Source organism: Algoriphagus algorifonticola, from assembly GCF_007655305.1.
GTDB classification, from domain to species: Bacteria; Bacteroidota; Bacteroidia; order Cytophagales; family Cyclobacteriaceae; genus Algoriphagus; species Algoriphagus algorifonticola.
On record NZ_VLOG01000014.1, the window covers coordinates 1 to 18232 of the forward strand.

The window sequence follows — 18232 nt, forward strand, 5'->3', positions numbered from 1 at the left end:
TCCCCGCGCCGTTTGCGTCGATTGGGAGTGCAAATATCGGGGGATTATTTCAGGATACAATAGCTAGCAAAGAAATATTCAAGGATTTCTTCTAAAAGCCTGAGAACGAAAAGGAAAAAATATCAAGAAAAAAATTGCCCTGAAGAACAAATCCTCAGGGCATGAATTCTAACTTATTTGGGAAAATCAGAGCTTTTTCAAAACGATATTTCGCCAGTATACTTTTATACCTCCTCCATCATGGATTTGTAATAAAACTCCGCCTTTTCCTTCTCCTATCTTTGGATCAGAAAAGTTGACCATCTCTACCCCATTCAAATAAGAGGTGACATTATCTCCTTTTACTACAATTCTCATCTTATTCCAATCTCCAAATTTCAAAGCTTTGTCTTTTTCAGGATCTGGCTTGATCAACCATCCCCTTCCATAAGACTCATAAATTCCTCCGGTGTCGCTTCCGGGAGGAGCCACCTCCACTTGCCAACCTGAAACTTTGGTGCCGTCCACAGTAGAACGAATAAAAACCCCACTGTTACCATTAGCCTCTTGCTTAAACTCTAAAGTAATTTCGAAATCATCATAGTTTTTCTCAGTGCCTAAATAACCGTACCCTTTGTCCGGACCACTTTCTGATACCAAAAGACCGTCCTCTACATACCATTTTTCCGTTCCATAGATTTTCCAGCCATCCAGATTTTTCCCGTTAAACAGCTTTTCTTTCTTTTGTGCAAATGATACCTGGGTCATCCCCAAAAGCATCAAGCATATCATTAATGTTCTCATAGAGTTCTAATCTTAATATTTTTAAACCAAACAGGGTCACCATGATCCTGCAAAGCAATCAATCCCTTGCGGGCAATTTTATAGTCCGGGAAGTCATTCCACTTACCAGAATTTCTTCTTGCTGTCCAATCTTCAGAGTAAGGAAGAAACTCTACAGTTTTCTTTCCATTCAACCAATAACTCGCCCCTTCTTCTGAGAAAATTATTTTGGAAACATTCCATTCTCCTGCAGGCTTAACTACTCCTTCAAAATCCGGCTCATACATCGCGTAATCTCCAGCAAGGGACTGCCATTTTTCTAAGGGCCCCTCAAAACCTAATTGGTCTATCACCTGATATTCCGGACCAGTGTAATAGGGAGCTTTGTAATCTGGCCCTTCTACTACGTGATAAAACACCCCGCTATTTCCCCCGGGAGAAATCTTCCAGGTAAACTCCAACTCAAATTCTTCAAATTCCATTGGCCCAAATACAATATCTCCCCCAATATCACTTCCACCGGTTGCACCCAGTCCTTTCATAGCTCCATCTTCAATGATCCAGTTAGAAGGAGTGGCGTCTCCATTAAAAGCGCGCCAACCGTCCATAGATTGTCCGTCAAATAATAGCATCCACCCCTCAGACCGCTCTTCCTCAGTCAAAGTATTGTCCGGAACTACTACCTCTTCAACTTCTTCAATTGTTTCTTTTGGCTCATTTGGACCGCATGCCCAAATAATTGCTGCCAAAAAGGCTCCTGTTATTATTCTAGTTTTCATAGCTTATACCAATTTCATATTTACTGGATCCCATTGGATAAATTTATCCTGGAAATACGAATCATTACACAATAGCGCGGGTGCCGCAGCTCTGAACCCAAAAACGGGATCTTCTACTACAGTCCCTCCTGTCCTGATCGCATTAAACCAATTTCCAAAATGATCATAATGTGCGCCTTTCCAAGATCTCTCTGCCGTGTAAGAGGTCTCTCTAGGTGGTAAAATTTTTGCTCTCTCCTCCTGACCCGAAGCCGCACGTAATTTTGCCTGCTCTTTCATAAAAGGATCATCGCTCTCGGCATTTTGATTTAACTTCACGACCACCTCTTCCCATTTCACATCCATCGAACCTTTAGTACCAACTATCCTAAGATAAGTTGTACCGCTGGTCCCGTCCACAAAATTGCATCTCAAAGACAGGTTGAATCCAGGATGCTCCGGAGTTTCAGGGTAATCAAAAGAACCTAATAATACATCAGGCACTTCCCTTCCATCTTTCCAATATCTCAATCCCCCCATAGAAGATACCTTACTTGGTCCTTTGGAATTAGTAATAAAATGAAGGCTGGAAAAAAGGTGGACGAAAAGATCCCCAGACATCCCAGTTCCATAATCCAAGTAGTTTCTCCATCTGAAAAATCTCAATGGATCCCATTCCCTGTCTGTAGTATTTGAAATATATCTCTTCCAGTCTACTGTTTTTGGACTTCCATCGGCAGGAACATTGTATTGCCATGCACCTTCTGGAGACATTCTAGCCCAGAATCCTTCAGCATAGACAATATCTCCTATTACTCCTGCGGCCAAAAGTTCTTTTGCCTTTTCATTACCTAGGGAAGACAATCCTTGGGAACCAACAACCATCACCTTTCCGGACTTTTTCCATGCATTGATTACATCCATTCCTTGAGCCACACTGTGAACCATGGGCTTTTCGCAATACACGTGCTTTCCTGCATTCATTGCATCAATTGATATTTGCTTATGCCAATGATCAGGGGTAGCAATGATTACCGCATCTACGTCCGAACGCTTGAGTAATTCTTTATGATCTTTGGTTGTGAAGAGGTTGGTACCCCATTTTTGTTTGGCAGATTCCAGTCTCCCATCATACAAGTCACAAACTGCTGTCATTTGAACATTTGCATGACGAAGAGCCGTATTCATATCTTCTGTACCCATGATACCAGCTCCGATCAGGCCCAAACGAATCGGTTCAGCAGCATCCCAAGTAATATTTCGATTGAGAAATTGGATATTGGGTTGGTCGTTTGCAAAAACTGAGGGTGCAATTGCAGCAGTTCCTGCTGACAAACCCAGTTTTTTCAAAAAACTCCTTCTGTTATTCTTCATTATCTGAATAGGTTTATGGTTAATTGAATCGAAAAGTTACTTGAAATTTTTAAAAAAGTATCTCTAGAAAATAAAATTTTTCACAACAATGCCTTGAATATTAGATTTATGGCTTTTTAAATGCTTTGAAAATACTTTTTACTTTTCAATAATCTAGAGCCATACCATGAAAACATTTCTCCATCTACAATTTTGATTTTCTTATTCGGAAATAATTCTTCAAACTCTTCGATATGTTTCTCTTTGAAAGGAAATGGCTCTGAGCTTAATAAAATCCATTCAGGATCTAGACTTTTAATTTCTTCATTGCTCAATTCAGGATATCTCTTCTGAGCTATTACATTTTCGAAACCCGCATACCTTAACATTTCATCGATAAATGTATTTCTCCCTGCAGCCATTTTGGGTTTGTTCCATATCAAATAGACCGCCTTTCCTTTTGGGTGCAATGGCTTGCAAAATTCTTTAGAAATCTGAGCCCTCAGTTCTTTCGCTTTTTTTTGCGATTGGGTCAAGTCGCCGATTAAACGAATCATTTCCAAAGCATCCGGAATTGTAAAAATATCTGACATCCAAACAGGAAATCGCTCAGCAAGTTTTTCAATGCCTTTTTGATCATTTTCCTCTTTATTCCCTATGATCAGATCGGGTTTCAATTCCTCAATGACTTCAAACCTATAATTTTTGGTCCCTCCCACTATAGTTTTTGACTTCTTAAGGTTCTTCGGATGAATACAAAATTTGGTAACCCCAACTATTCTATCCTCCAGGCCTAAATCAACCAATAGTTCTGTCTGAGATGGAACCAGAGAAACAATCCGCTGGGGAGGGTGCGGAAGAAAAATTGTTCGGTTGAGTTGGTCTGTGAATTCCATTTTAAAAAAGTTATTGGTTATTAGTTATTGGAAATAGGCTTAAACTCTTTATCCAAATAACTAATAACCAACATACCATTAACTAATATATCTAAAATCAAAAGACGGATCAAATTCCATTAGGAATTCAAACATCAAATTGACCACCTGCTCGATATCATCCTTGCTGGCTGTTTCTACAGTAGTATGCATATACTTTAAAGGCAAAGAAATCAAGGCAGAAGGAACGCCCTCATTGGAATAGGCAAAGGCATCTGTATCTGTACCGGTACTTCTGGAAGCTGCGGCTCTTTGAAATGGAATTTCTTTCTTTTTTGCAGTTTCAATAATGAGGTCCAGCAATTTTTTGTGTACTGAGGCTCCATAGGTAAGAACAGGACCTTTTCCAGCTGTCTGATCTCCGCTAGTTACCTTATTATATAAGGGAGCTGTAGTATCGTGACAGACATCGGTTATGATAGCGACATTCGGTTTGATTCTATGAGCGATCATTTCCGCTCCCCGAAGACCAATTTCTTCCTGCACGGCATTAACCACATACAATCCAAAAGGAAGCTTTTTTCCAGACTCCTTGATTTTTTTGGCTACCTGTGCAATCATGTAACCTCCGATTCTATTATCCAATGCCCGACCTGAATAGAATTTATTGTTCAGCTCGATTAACTCATCTTTGAATGTGATCACGCATCCCACATGAATTCCCATTTTTTCTACTTCCTCTTTGGATCTTGCTCCTACATCTATAAATATATTATCCAATGTAGGTGCATCCTCTTTTCCTTCTTTTCTAACGTGAATAGCTGGCCAGCCAAACACCCCCGGAATAATTCCTTTATCAGTATGAATATTTACCCGCATAGAAGGAGCGATCATGTGATCGGATCCACCATTTCTACGCACATAGATATAGCCATCATCTTTTATATAATTGACAAACCAGCTGATTTCATCAGCATGCGCTTCAATGACTACTTTAAATTCAGCTTCTGGATTAATTACACCCACGGCAGTACCATAGCTATCTGTAAAATAAGTATCCGTAAAAGGTTTGATATAATCCAGCCAAATCTGCTGTCCTGATGCTTCAAAACCAGTTGGAGAGGCATTGTTGAGGTATTTGTGAAGAAATGTGGTTTCGATGTTCATGTTTTGCATTAAAGATTACTTCTTATAAAACTTGATTATTCGACATTCATCATTCGATGTTCGATATTAATGGTTCAAAATTCAGCGTTCAATGTTCCCAATTGCTTTCTGACAGCATCGTGGGCCTCCCAAAGAAAACGAGAACTTCAAAACAAGCTACCTACAAAGGAATATTTCCATGCTTTTTCCGAGGAAGCTTATCCACTTTATTTTCCAGCATTTTGAATGCCTTGATTAATTTGGTTCGGGTTTCTGAAGGAATGATGACCTCGTCTATAAAACCTCTGTGTGCTGCACGATATGGATTGGCAAACTTGGCTGTATAGTCATCCACTTTCTCCTGCAATTTTGCTTCGGGATCTTCCGCTTCCGCAATCTCTTTTCGGAAAATTATCTCAGAAGCACCCTTAGCTCCCATCACTGCAATTTCAGCTGTTGGCCAAGCAAAATTCAAGTCAGCTCCTATATGCTTGGAGTTCATTACGTCATAAGCACCCCCATAGGCTTTTCTGGTAATCACAGTAATTCTTGGGACGGTGGCCTCAGAAAAGGCGTAAAGCAATTTTGCACCGTTTGTAATAATTCCATTCCACTCTTGGTCTGTACCAGGTAAGAATCCAGGAACATCAACCAAGACCAATAAGGGAACATTAAAGCTATCGCAAAATCTTACAAAACGTGCGGCCTTGATAGAAGCATGATTGTCCAAAACTCCTGCCATAGACTGTGGCTGATTTCCAACGATCCCAATACTCCTCCCAGCTAATCTGGCAAAGCCTACAACGATATTATCTGCATAATTCTCATGAACTTCTAAAAATGAATCAGCATCAACAATACCTCTGACGGCATCCCGAATATCGTAAGGGTGGTTAGGATTTTCAGGAACAATAGAGTCCAACTCTGTTCTGCTCTCATCATCCTTCAATTCGTAGGGATACACTGGAGCAATTTCTTCACAGTTTTGAGGGATATAACTGAGTAGTTCTTTGATATGTCGGATACATTCTACCTCATTTTTACAGGAAAAATGAGTTACTCCAGATTTGGTGCTATGCGCGGAAGCACCCCCTAATTCTTCAGCAGTTACATTTTCCTGAGTCACTGTTTTTACAACATTAGGCCCAGTCACAAACATGTATGAGGTATTCTCAACCATCAAAATAAAATCCGTAATAGCCGGAGAGTAAACAGCTCCTCCTGCACATGGTCCCATGATTGCAGAGAGCTGAGGAATCACTCCCGAAGCAAGGGTATTCCGGTAAAAGATATCGGCATAGCCTCCAAGAGAGTTAACGCCTTCTTGAATTCTGGCCCCTCCAGAGTCATTCAAACCAATCACAGGAGCACCGTTTTTCATGGCCATATCCATGATTTTACAGATTTTTTCAGCGTGCGTTTCAGAAAGTGAGCCACCAAAAACCGTAAAATCCTGAGAAAACACATATACCAAACGTCCGTGAATTTCTCCATACCCAGTTACAACCCCGTCTCCCAAGTAATGCTCTTTATCCAAACCAAAATCTTTGGCTCTGTGCATGACAAACTTGTCTACCTCTTGAAATGAGCCTTCATCGAGTAGCAAATCAATTCGCTCTCTTGCAGTGAGCTTCCCTTTCTTATGCTGTGCAGCTATCCGGGCTTCTCCTCCGCCGAGCAAGGCCTCTGCATTTTTCTTTTTTAATAACTCTATTTTCTCCTGATTTCCCGGAGCGGTATAAATGGGTTTATTCTGATTTTCCATGAAAGAATCCTTTGTGTTAGCCAAATATAACAGGCTTTGTCAAGGCGGAAAAAAATATCCTAAAGAGTGAGAGAATAATCTTTTCATAAGCTGCATGACCTTTTGAAATAAATGACAATTAAAATTTGAATTCTCAAGGGATTTTAGAATTAGTTTCTATATTCGCCCATCCAAAATTTTGGCAGCTTATGAGTACCCGAAAGGCCGCGGTGATAGATATGGGAACCAATACATTTCACTTGCTATTGGTTGAAATTAATGATGGAGATTTCAAGACAATCTACAAGGAGAAAATCCCTGTAAAACTCGGTCAAGGAGGAATCAATCAGGACAGAATTGCTCCCGAGGCTCTCAAAAGAGCTTACCACACGCTTCGCCACTTTAGAAACATGATTGATGGAGAAAAAATCGAACATGTATTTGCTTTTGCAACCAGCGCTGTCAGAAATGCAAAAAACGGACAAGAATTTGTAGACGAGGTCCGCAAAACTCTCAACATTGATATCAAGGTGATTTCAGGAGAAGAGGAAGCCATGATGATTTATGAAGGCATCAAATTATCGGGCTCTCTGAACGGGCAAACCGAATTGATGATGGATATAGGCGGAGGGTCTGTGGAATTTATCATCGGGAACTCTGAAGAGGTTTTTTGGAAAAAAAGTTTTGAAATTGGTGGTCAGCGATTATTGGAATTATTCCATCACCATGACCCCATACTACCTGATGAAATACTCAGACTCTATGACTATCTAGAGGAAAAATTACAACCACTTTTAGAAGCTATCAAAACCTACAAACCCAACAGCTTAGTAGGCGCCTCCGGTACCTTCGATACATTAACAGATATCTATTTCGAGTCTATGCTGCAGTGCAAACTAACTGGGCAGCATGTATTTGAACTCCCTAGTCCAGAGTTTCATAGAATTCATCAAATGCTCCTGACGCTCAATCGGGAGGAAAGACTGCAGATTCCCGGCATGATTCCTATGCGCGTAGATATGATAGTCGTAGCCTCTACTTTGATTGATTTTATCTTGCGCTATGTGCCGGTGGATTCTATGACTTGTTCACATTATGCATTGAAAGAAGGAGCTATCTCTACGCTTTTAAAACAGGTAACTACCTCCTAAATCCTGCCTATTTCTTCTCAATCCTATTATCTTTGTTTTGTACATCGAAACCTAGACTGATTGACCAATGGCTATTTTTACCTACGAACAACTCTATAAATTTACTCATGATATGCTGATTAAAATCGGCTGTCCAGAGGTTCATGCTCAAATTGGGGCCGAGGTCTTGCTTTCAGCAGATATGAGAGGTGTAGATAGCCATGGAGTTGCTAGACTTTCAGGCTATGTGAGGCTTTGGGAAAAAGGAAGGATCAATACTAATCCCAATATTCGAATTGTGCATGAAAGTCCCTCCACAGCAGTAGTCGATGGGGATGGTGGACTTGGATTAGTGGTCGCTCCTTATGCCATGAATGTGGCTATCGAAAAGGCAAGTAAAGCAGGAACAGGCTGGGTTTCCGTCAGAAACTCCAACCATTACGGAATTGCCGGATACCATGCAATGATGGCCCTGGATCACGATATGATTGGTATTTCTTTGACCAATGCCAGTCCCTTAGTCAGCCCTACTTTTTCAAAAGAAAGACTATTAGGTACTAATCCAATTTCTGTGGCTATTCCTGCAGATCAAGAGCCTCCTTTTGTAGCAGATATGGCTACAACCACAGCAGCTAACGGGAAATTAGAAATTCTTCAACGTAAAGGAAAAGATGCACCCCAGGGTTGGATTCAGGATAAAGAAGGTCTCCCTACCACATCTGCTAATGGAGTAAAAGACGGAGGAGCATTGCTTCCATTAGGTGGGGATAGAGAGCATGGTTCTCATAAAGGATATGCATTGGGTTCTATTGTCGATATTTTCTCGGCGGTACTTTCGGGAGCTAATTATGGGCCGTGGGTCCCTCCTTTCGTAGCTTTTTTAGAGCCTGATCCCAACCCGGTTGGTGAAGGAATAGGTCACTTTTTTGGTGCTATGCGTGTAGATGCTTTTAGACCGGCAGATGAATTTAAATCCCATATGGACAATTGGATCAGAAGATTTAGATCAGCCAAACCAACTCCCGGAAATGAAAAAGTTTTGATTCCAGGTGATCCGGAAAGAGAATTGGAAGAACAAAGAAGAAAAGATGGAATTCCTTTGTTGGACCCGGTGGTCAAAGATTTGACTGAGTTGGGGGAAAAGTTTGGGGTAAAATTTTAAGTGAAAAGAGAGCTCGGTAAATACTGAGCTTTTTTATTAAACTCCGCCTATCCCATCCTCATTTGTTGAATTGAGCACTTTTTGTATCTTGTTTTTAGCAATTATCTCAAACCCAATTACCTATGAATCAATTCAACCGCCGAGACTTTTTAAAAGGCTCTTCTGCATTCATGACCCTTGCAAGTTTTGGACTGCTGGGCATGGACTTCAAAGATCAAACGGGCCCAATTCGGGTTGCCCTAATAGGAACAGGATGGTACGGAAAATCCGATCTTTTCAGACTGATCCAAGTTGCAGATGTGGAAGTAGTCGGACTGGCAGATCCCGATCGGCGCATTCTGGAGGCTGCCGGAAAACTTGTTTCGGAACGTCAAAAATCCAAGAAAGTACCAGCTTTGTATGAAAATTATCAGGAGCTCCTGAGAAAAGAAAAGCCTGAATTTGTTTTAATTGGTTCTCCGGACCATTGGCATGCCTTAATGGCTATTGATGCCCTCAAGGCAGGAGCTCATGTTTATCTGCAAAAGCCTATCTCTGTAGATGTCATAGAAGGAGAGGCTATTTTGGCCGCTGCGAGGAAGTACGATAGAAAAGTTCAGATTGGAACCCAGCGAAAATCAACTCCTCACCTCATTCAGGCAAAAAAAGAAATTATAGACACGGGCAAACTCGGCAAAATTAGTCACGCTGAAGTTTGCTGTTATTTCCATATGAGAGCTAATGGAAACCCTCCGGTGGAGCCGGTACCCGACTTTTTCAATTATGAGTTATGGACCGGACCTGCACCTTTGAGACCCTATGATGGGTTACCGCATATCCGTTGGTGGAGAACATTCATGGAATATGGAAATGGTATTACCGGTGATATGTGTGTTCACATGCTGGATACAGTCAGATGGATGCTCCAGTTGGGCTGGCCGACTCAGGTTACTTCCACAGGAGGCATTTATGTTCAAAAGGAAGGCAAATCCAACATCTCAGATACCCAAACTGCCATTTTTCAATTCCCTGAACTGGAAGTAGTCTGGCAACATAGAACTTGGGGTAATCCTGCCGATCCTGAATATCCTTGGGCCTTTAAAATCTACGGAGAAAAGGGAATGCTCGCTGGTAGCACCATGCAGGCAGACTTCTTCCCATATGGTGAAGGCGAGGAGCCTAAGCATTATGATGTAGTCTATGAAAAAGAACAATATCCAGAAGATGTCACTGAAGAAAGGATAGAACTGAATGCTGCTCCGGCGACTAGATTACATATGAAAGACTGGCTTAAAGCGATTGAGACTGATACCCTTCCTGTGGCAGATGTAGAAAATGGACACATCTCAACAGCTTCTTGCATTTTGGCAAATATTTCTATGGAATTGGGAGGAAGGCCTCTCAAGTATGATCCAAAAACGAGAACGGTGATTGGAGACCCGGAAGCTACCGCAAAACTGAGAAGACCATATCGGGCTCCTTATATACATCCAGAGCCAGATCAGGTTTGATTTTGATAATTCCCGGAATGTTATCACTTCGGGAGTTATTTTTTTTTAGAAAACGGACTATTTTTTTATTAATTCAGGATATATCTACACTTCAATCAGTCCAATATTTCCTTAATATTATCTCAAAATCATGCTTCTCCAGTTTTTAATAAAAGAAGCTTAACGTTTGAAATTCTAATCCAGAAATCCTTTTCTCTAATTTTGAACTGTACAGCAAACACTTTTTAACTTCTTGCATTACACTTTTAGCCCCGACATTCGTCGGGGCCACTTTGCAGGAATCTTCCTGTAAATTTCCCTTGAGATTTTAAGCCCTTCTTGTACCTTAGATGGGTAATTCTTGCCTTATGGAAACCAGTACAACCCAAGCAACCGCTTTGAATTTTGATCGAAAAAATCTGAGTAATCAAAAATTATTGGATCTCTATGAATCCCTGGTTATGCCTAGAAGGATTGAGGAAAAAATGCTCATTCTTCTCCGACAAGGCAGAATCAGTAAATGGTTCAGCGGTTGGGGACAGGAAGCTATCTCTATTGGTGCTGTCAATGCCTTGCAAAAAGATGAATTCATTCTTCCCATGCACAGAAACTTGGGGATTTTTACGGGTAGGAATATCCCCTTGGAGCGACTTTTTGCCCAGTTTCAGGGTAAAAAATCTGGCTTCACCAAGGGTCGAGATCGATCTTTCCATTTTGGAACTGTCGAGCATCATATCGTAGGAATGATTTCCCATTTGGGTCCACAGCTGGCTATTGCGGACGGTATCGCTTTAGCAGATAAATTATCCGCACAAAATAAAGTCACTTTGGTTTTTTCAGGAGATGGAGCAAGTTCTGAGGGTGACTTTCATGAAGGCCTAAATGTGGCCGCCGTATGGAAACTTCCGGTGATTTTTGTGATAGAGCATAATGGCTATGGACTTTCTACTCCAAGTGAAGAGCAGTTTGCTTTTAAATATTTTACTGAAAAAGGGCCTGGATATGGCATGGAGACTGTTCGGGTAGAGGGCAACAATGTCTTAGACGTTTATCAAACCATTCTGGAACTGGCCGAAGACATCCGAAAAAACCCAAGACCGGTTTTGGTTGAAGCCATTACTTTCAGGATGAGAGGACATGAGGAAGCTTCCGGGACGAAATATGTGCCCAAGCAGTTAATGGATGATTGGGGTAAGTTAGACCCGGTGAACAATTATGAAGCCTATCTGGAATCCATTGGTGTGCTTGACGAAAAAACCAAAGAGCAAATCAATAAGAAAGTCAAAAAAGCAATCAATGATGGGCTGGAAAAGGCATTTGCTGAGGAGGCAATTATTCCGGATCTAAATGAGGAATTGGCTGACATGTATTTCCCATATGAACAAAAACTGATCCAGCCTCAAAGTGGAAAACGCAGCGAAAAGCGATTCGTAGATGCCATCAGCGATGGACTCCGACAGTCTATGGAAAAGTACCCCAACTTAATTTTAATGGGTCAGGATATAGGAGAGTATGGAGGAGTTTTCAAAATCACCGATGGATTCAAAAAGCAATTTGGAGCTGATCGAGTGCGAAACACTCCTCTCTGTGAAAGTGCTATCATTGGAGCAGGTCTTGGGCTTTCTATCAAAGGATACAAGGCAATGGTAGAAATGCAATTCGCTGATTTTGTATCAGTAGGATTTAATCAGATTGTCAACAATTTGGCTAAAATCCATTACCGCTGGGGGCAACATGCAGATGTGGTCGTTCGAATGCCCACGGGAGCTGGGATGGCTGCAGGTCCATTTCACTCTCAGTCCAATGAGGCATGGTTTTTCCATACCCCTGGTTTGAAAATTGTCTATCCTTCTAATCCCTACGATGCCAAAGGCTTATTGAATGCGGCTTTGGAAGATCCAAACCCTTATTTGTATTTCGAGCATAAGGGTCTTTACCGATCGATCAGTGAAAGTATCCCGGATGATTACTACACAGTTGAAATCGGAAAAGCCAAACTAATCCAGGAAGGTGAACAAGTCTCTATCATCACCTATGGAATGGGAGTTCATTGGGCAAAAAAAGCTGTGGAAGAGCTTTCTATTTCCGCAGATATTTTGGATTTGAGAACCCTTCTTCCTTGGGATCAAGAAGCAGTGAAAACCACGGTTAAAAAAACAGGAAAAGTAATTTTCTTGCAGGAAGACACCCTCACCGGAGGTATTGGAGCCGAAATCTGTGCTTGGATTTCAGAGCATTGCTTTCAGGATTTGGATGCTCCTGTCATGAGAGAAGGAAGTTTGGATACGGCAGTGCCATTTGCTCCTAATTTGGAAAAACAATTTTTACCCGAAAACCGATTTAAAATCAAATTGCAAAGTCTTATCAATTACTAAGTTTCATATTCCATCTTTTCTATGAAAAAATTCACTTTCGCATTATTCATTTTCCTTCTTTGCCTGAAGACAAGTCTACAAGCCCAAAATTTCGTAGGAGGAAACATTGGCCAATATTCCGGCATATTTGGTGTTTTGGAAAACCCCGCTCTGGCAAAAGATGATTCCTATAAATTAGATATTAACCTGTTTGCTGTCAGTGGTTTTCTGGGCAATGACTATGTAGGTATTGATTTTAGTGACTGGAATAGCTTTCGGGATGGTTTTAATTTTGACACAGATTTAAGCCGAAATCCTAATCCAAGAAATAAGTTTTTCGGAAATGGAGATGTTTTAGGCCCCTCAGCGCTTTTTCAACTAAACTCAACTAGCGGTCTAGCTATCAGTACAAGATTTAGGACATTCTTTAATATCTACAATCTTGATGGGGAAATATATGATCTAGCCTCCTCTGTAGATATCAATTCTGATTTTGGAGTTACACTTGAGCAACTTTCGGGAACGGGAAATGGCTGGGGAGAAGTAGGTCTGAGTTATGCAAGAACACTTATTAATTCCAACCAACTGGAATTGAATGCGGGAGTTACGCTTAAATATTTGATCGGAGGAGGAGGTGTTTTCGGCTACAGTCAACGACTGCAAGCTAATTATGCATCTTCCAATAAAGCACTTACTACCTCGGGATCATTGGATTATGCATATACTGAAGGTTTTGAAAATGATTCTTTCAATCTTTCATCTGGAAGTTCGGGACTAGGAGCAGATTTAGGAATTTCTTTTAAAATACCTTCAAGCAACCAATCTCTTTCTAGTTATAAATTAAAAGGAGGGATTTCCATCACAGACTTAGGAAAAGTATCATATGATAATAGCACCTTTTTTGACTATGATCTGAACGCTACGATAAATTCGGATGAGTTTAGAAATAAAACTTTGGATGAGGTGCTGGAAGATAACTACCCTGGCTCCGAAAGTAAAAGAATTCTAGATTTTCAGTTGCCTACTGCATTCCGGGCATTTGTTGATTTGCCTGTCACTTCCGGGTTATTTGTCAGTTTGCAAACAGCAGTAAGCTTGAGGGAATTTGGTGAAAACCCGAGTTCCAGTTTGATTAATTTTATCACTTTGAATCCAAGGTTCGAGAAAAAATGGTTCAGCATCTATTCACCTTTAAGCTTTAGACAGTATCAAAGTGGACCAGCTTGGGGCTTAGGCTTTCGGGCCGGACCAGTTATATTGGGTTCTGGCTCAATCCTATCCAATCTTTTGGCAAGCAATTCCTATTCTACAGACTTATATGTGGGTTTGAGAATACCTATCTATAGTAAACCATAAACGTAGGAATCTCAAAAACCCAATTACTCTTCCTTCGTTGATACGATAAATGGTGAAAAAATGAAAAAGGCATTTTTTGGGTTTATTTTATTCATAGCTTCTTCAATTACCGCCTATCCTCAATTCTTTTTGGCAGGTGGACATTTGAATGGAGGGCTTCCTTCAGGAAGATTTAAGCAGGAAACCGGATCCATTTTCATTCCTTCGATATCTAGTTTACTACTATATGAATTCCCCACTACTCCACTTCAGGTTGGATTGGAAATCAGCTATGGCATCTATGGATCAGAGCTTCAAAAAAGAAATGATCTATTTCCGGGATTTAATCAAGAATTGAGGTTAAGAAGGAATAACAATCTTGCCTCGGGAATGATAGTTCTCCGATATTTGCCTTGGGTGAATACCAAAATCACCCCATTTATAGAAGCTCAAATGGGGACTAATTACCTCTACACCCGGTATAAAATTCGTGATAATATTTTTGAAACTGAGTCCATTGAAAGTGGCAAAGATTACGAGGATTGGGTCATTGGATATAAAATTGGGACAGGTATTCAAATCCCATTAGGGTTTAATGACAACCTAAGACTTGAGTTTAGAGGAACTTTTCAGGATGGAGGTAATGTACGCTTCCTCCAAAAAGGAGATGTTGGCTACGATCCAGATGAAGGTATTTTCATCTATGATTTCAGAAGGTCCCCATTGCAATACATGACGTTTTCAGTGGGAATTATTGGGATCGATGTGTTTAGATAGGAAATTCAATGGTTTATCCGCAATCTTGCCACTTACCATATTTTCTTTGTTTGAGCGATTAGAAGACGAAGGACCCAAGACCGAAGTTTCGGATTCTGATTCATTTAGCTGACAAAATGCCGTATTTGGTTGTTACTGGTAAGAAGGCGGATATCCATTTAAAATAATTATTAAGATAAAGAATTAAAGAGGAGCCTAAATCTTCCAAAATCTCCAACTTCGCTTTTCACCAGTCTTTTGAATTTGTGCTGACGCTGAGTCAGTCATTTTTTCTTTTTTCCACAAAAAGACAGGCAAAGCCCAAAACACCCCTACCATACTAAACACCAGTCCTCCTATGGTTCCTATTGCTAAGGAAAACCAGAAAATTTCATTTTGACCCTCCATAATAAAAGGAATCAAACCAAAGCAGGTTGATAAAATGGTCAGAAGAATAGGTATGGCTTTTCCAGCTACAGACTTCAAGACATTCTTGTTATAATTTCCTCTGAGTCTATTATTTAAATCATTGACTATAAAGATCCCTGCATTGACAGCCAAACCTCCCAGCATGACAAAAGCGGCATATCCCCCCTGATCAAAGTAGAAATCAAACAAAGAGAAGATCAAAAATAGGCCTATAAAACTGATTGGAATGATTGCAATGATATACACAGGCTGCTTCAAGTTTTCAAACAGGACTGCACAAATCATAAAAATCCCAATAACCAGGAATCCAAGAAGAGAATATTGACGTTTGGCCTTTTCGTAGTTAAAACTCCTAGTTTGCTTATCAGCCGTATAGCCAATAGGCATGATCTGCTTCATTTCTTCCAGCACTTCATCCAAATACTCATTCCCAAACTTACCAGAACCCATGTATTCAAATGCCACTGCCCGGATATATTGGCGATCTTCCTTATGGAGCGCATTGGTGGTGGTTTCTTTGGTCAGGGTACCATAATCTGTAATCTTAAAAATTCTATCCTCCCCACTGATCAGCCCCTTTTGCTCCAGATCAAATTTGCTAAAATCACCTGCGTTGGCCTCCCTGATCACCAAACCATAATTTTTATCCTCCAATGTTAAAAACCCAGAGGGACCTTGAGGCTTACTCAGGTCCAGCATGGTATTGATTATCTGAAACTGATTGGTTTTACCTAAGGCTATTTGATTTTGATTCAGTCTCAGCACATATTCCTGCGTTTTTTGCTCGCCCCAACTCAAGCGCTCATTTGTATTTACTTCCTGAATTCGTTTATGCTTGAGTAGTTTTTCTGCCAATATATTAGCCTGCCGTTCCAGTTCATCAAAATTGTACCCCTTCATAGTGACCCGAAAAGAAGGGATCCCTTCACCTCCACCACCGGTATAGAAGCCTTGTCCTACTCCATAAATATTCCACTGGGCACCACTCCAATCTGTTGATTTGACAGATAATTTTCCTTTCAGCTGATAAGGCAATGCAGAACGTTCGTAGGCCTCTTTAAACGTAATGGTAATTTGACCTCTTTGACCTGAGGCCACGTAGGTCACAAACTGATCTATACCCTCCACACCTTTCAGGTAGGCTTCAAACTCCCGCATAATAAAGTCCATCTGATCCAGCGTATTTCCAAAAGGTAAACGGGCGGACACATAGAGTCTGGTCTTTTCAGCCTCTCTATAGGAGCTTTTCTCAAAAACCCCTCTCACAAACATTCGAACAGAACCACCCAATCCTTTGTCTACATAAGGCCTGATTTCTTCCTGATAAAAAGTACTGCCTATGGTGCTATTGTACCATTCCTGACCTTCCCATTTTGCCGGAAGATAAAAAATCGGAATCCCGAAAAGTAAAATCAATAATGTCACAAATGTCTTTCTATACCTGGCCGTCCAAGCTATTGCACCCTCATATCGATGAAGATTTTTTGCCCGCTTTCTCAGCTGGGGAATGCTCAACTTTCTCCCTTTTTGGGCAGATTCTTTAAACAGCACCTCATAAAACGCAGGAGTAAAAAACAAAGCGATTAATAAGGATATTCCCAACATCACTGAAACCACGATGGAGAATTCCGTTAGATTCTTTTGATCTTCTTCCGGTAGGAAAAATACGATCATCAGTGCTGCTATGGTGGTCAGGGAGGCGGCCAACAATGCCAAAAATACGCGTCTATTACGATGTTTGTGCAAATGATCAATCATGATAATCGCATTGTCCACGATCAAACCAAAGCTAATTGTCAGGCCTGCCAATGAATATAGATGAATGTCTACTTTCAAAAAATATAAGATCATGGCACATAAACTCAGATTGATCAGGATACCCAAAAACAAAATACTGAGGTACTTGAGATTGCGGTTGATTAGAAAAATAAATACAATAAGAATCAAAATTGAGAGTCCTGAACGTTTATAAATCTTATCCAGCTCTTTGTCCAAAAACTCTGTGTCATCATTCTCCAAGCGCACTTCAAATCCAGCGGGCAACAATACTTTAGAGTTCTCTATAGCTTGTTTTAGATTTTGTGCCAAAAGAACTTTATTTACTCCCTCCCTATTAAAGATCGAGACTGTCACGGAATTATTGCCATTAATTCTATAATAGGAATTAGCCTCTTCTTCTTCGAGCGTAAGTTTGGCTACATCTCTGAGAAAGACTTCCTTTCCATTTACCTGACCAATGCGGAGATTTTCCAGTTGCTTCAAATCTTTCAGAGAGCGGTCCACTTGGACAAAAAGAGTTTCACCCTGATTATTCAGAACTGAACCAGGGAAGTTTCTCCCAAAAGCCTGATTGATTTGGCTGGTCAGCTGACCACGTGAAAAACCAAAAGCCTGTAGCTTCTGAACATCAAAAGTGACATACAACTGCAAATCATTTGCTCCTCGGATCGTCACTTCCTCCACTTCTTCAAAAATGGTTAAGGCCGGTTTAATGACATCCTCTGTGATTTTTTTGATTTCAAAGGATGCAAAAGGTCCATTGACTGAATAGGTCAGAATGGGTGTCTTAAAATCAGATCTAGACTGGGCACTCTGAGTGACTATGGGATAAGAAACCCGGGAATCCATCTGGGGATAAATCTGTCGGATCAAAGAAGAAACTTCAAATTTTTTCATCTCCATATCCGCTTTTTTATCAAATCTCAAGGTGATACTGCCTTGATTATAATTGGAGATGGAATTGATTTTTTTGAGTTCAGAAAGTTGTGAAAGCCCTCCTTCCAAAGGGGAAGTTGCAAGCTTCTCTACAATTTCAGGAGAAGAGCGTGGCACCTGATAAGAGATAGACAAGACAGGTTCCCGCTCTCGGGGGTTCAAATCCACAGAGAGCAGCGGAATGACTGCCACGCCCATGATAGCCAAAACAACAAATGCAACTAATACTCGAAATGGGGTCATA

At 40.7% G+C, this 18232-nt stretch carries 13 protein-coding genes; 6 read left to right on the plus strand and 7 right to left on the minus strand.

Features of this window, described 5'->3' with window-relative positions; genetic code table 11:
* Nucleotides 1-186: 186 nt before the first annotated feature.
* The 6 genes from FL972_RS02580 to FL972_RS02605 form a co-directional block, all read right to left on the minus strand.
* The gene (locus tag FL972_RS02580; protein ID WP_144603240.1) at nt 187-783 is read right to left on the minus strand and encodes a 3-keto-disaccharide hydrolase; all 597 of its coding nucleotides are present in this window, start codon (nt 781-783) and stop codon (nt 187-189) included.
* Nucleotides 780-1541: a 3-keto-disaccharide hydrolase gene (locus FL972_RS02585; RefSeq protein ID WP_144603243.1), complete on the minus strand. Its 762-nt coding sequence runs from the start codon at nt 1539-1541 to the stop codon at nt 780-782. The genes FL972_RS02580 and FL972_RS02585 overlap by 4 nt, the downstream gene beginning before the upstream one ends.
* 3 nt (nt 1542-1544) lie before the next feature.
* The gene (locus FL972_RS02590) at nt 1545-2894 is read right to left on the minus strand and encodes a Gfo/Idh/MocA family protein (protein WP_144603245.1); all 1350 of its coding nucleotides are present in this window, start codon (nt 2892-2894) and stop codon (nt 1545-1547) included.
* A 116-nt stretch (nt 2895-3010) separates the two neighbouring features.
* The gene (locus tag FL972_RS02595; protein ID WP_144603248.1) at nt 3011-3769 is read right to left on the minus strand and encodes an ABC transporter substrate-binding protein; all 759 of its coding nucleotides are present in this window, start codon (nt 3767-3769) and stop codon (nt 3011-3013) included.
* Between the two features lie 78 nt (nt 3770-3847).
* Nucleotides 3848-4915, minus strand: a complete 1068-nt coding sequence (locus FL972_RS02600; protein ID WP_144603250.1) for a M42 family metallopeptidase — start codon at nt 4913-4915, stop codon at nt 3848-3850.
* Between the two features lie 160 nt (nt 4916-5075).
* Entirely contained in the window at nt 5076-6659 is a 1584-nt protein-coding gene (locus tag FL972_RS02605; protein ID WP_144603252.1) for an acyl-CoA carboxylase subunit beta, read from the minus strand.
* Between the two features lie 188 nt (nt 6660-6847).
* Here FL972_RS02605 and FL972_RS02610 point away from each other — a divergent pair, with 188 nt between their 5' ends.
* The 6 genes from FL972_RS02610 (at nt 6848) to FL972_RS02635 (ending at nt 14865) form a co-directional block, all read left to right on the plus strand.
* Nucleotides 6848-7789, plus strand: coding sequence for a Ppx/GppA phosphatase family protein (locus FL972_RS02610; protein WP_144603255.1), 942 nt, complete (start codon nt 6848-6850; stop codon nt 7787-7789).
* A gap of 67 nt (nt 7790-7856) precedes the next feature.
* Nucleotides 7857-8930 carry an Ldh family oxidoreductase gene (locus FL972_RS02615; protein WP_144603257.1) on the plus strand — a complete coding sequence of 358 codons (1074 nt, stop codon included), beginning with the start codon at nt 7857-7859 and terminating at the stop codon, nt 8928-8930.
* Between the two features lie 122 nt (nt 8931-9052).
* Nucleotides 9053-10420, plus strand: coding sequence for a Gfo/Idh/MocA family protein (locus tag FL972_RS02620; RefSeq protein ID WP_144603259.1), 1368 nt, complete (start codon nt 9053-9055; stop codon nt 10418-10420).
* A 347-nt stretch (nt 10421-10767) separates the two neighbouring features.
* The gene (locus FL972_RS02625; RefSeq protein WP_144603262.1) at nt 10768-12774 is read left to right on the plus strand and encodes an alpha-ketoacid dehydrogenase subunit alpha/beta; all 2007 of its coding nucleotides are present in this window, start codon (nt 10768-10770) and stop codon (nt 12772-12774) included.
* A 21-nt stretch (nt 12775-12795) separates the two neighbouring features.
* On the plus strand, nt 12796-14109 hold the full coding sequence (locus FL972_RS02630; RefSeq protein ID WP_144603265.1) for a hypothetical protein: 1314 nt from the start codon (nt 12796-12798) through the stop codon (nt 14107-14109).
* Between the two features lie 60 nt (nt 14110-14169).
* Complete coding sequence (locus tag FL972_RS02635) at nt 14170-14865, plus strand: hypothetical protein (RefSeq protein ID WP_144603268.1); 696 nt, start codon at nt 14170-14172, stop codon at nt 14863-14865.
* Nucleotides 14866-15060: 195 nt separating this feature from the next.
* Here the strand turns inward: FL972_RS02635 and FL972_RS02640 are convergent, their stop codons facing one another.
* Nucleotides 15061-18231, minus strand: coding sequence for an efflux RND transporter permease subunit (locus FL972_RS02640; RefSeq protein ID WP_144603271.1), 3171 nt, complete (start codon nt 18229-18231; stop codon nt 15061-15063).
* Nucleotide 18232: the final 1 nt, after the last annotated feature.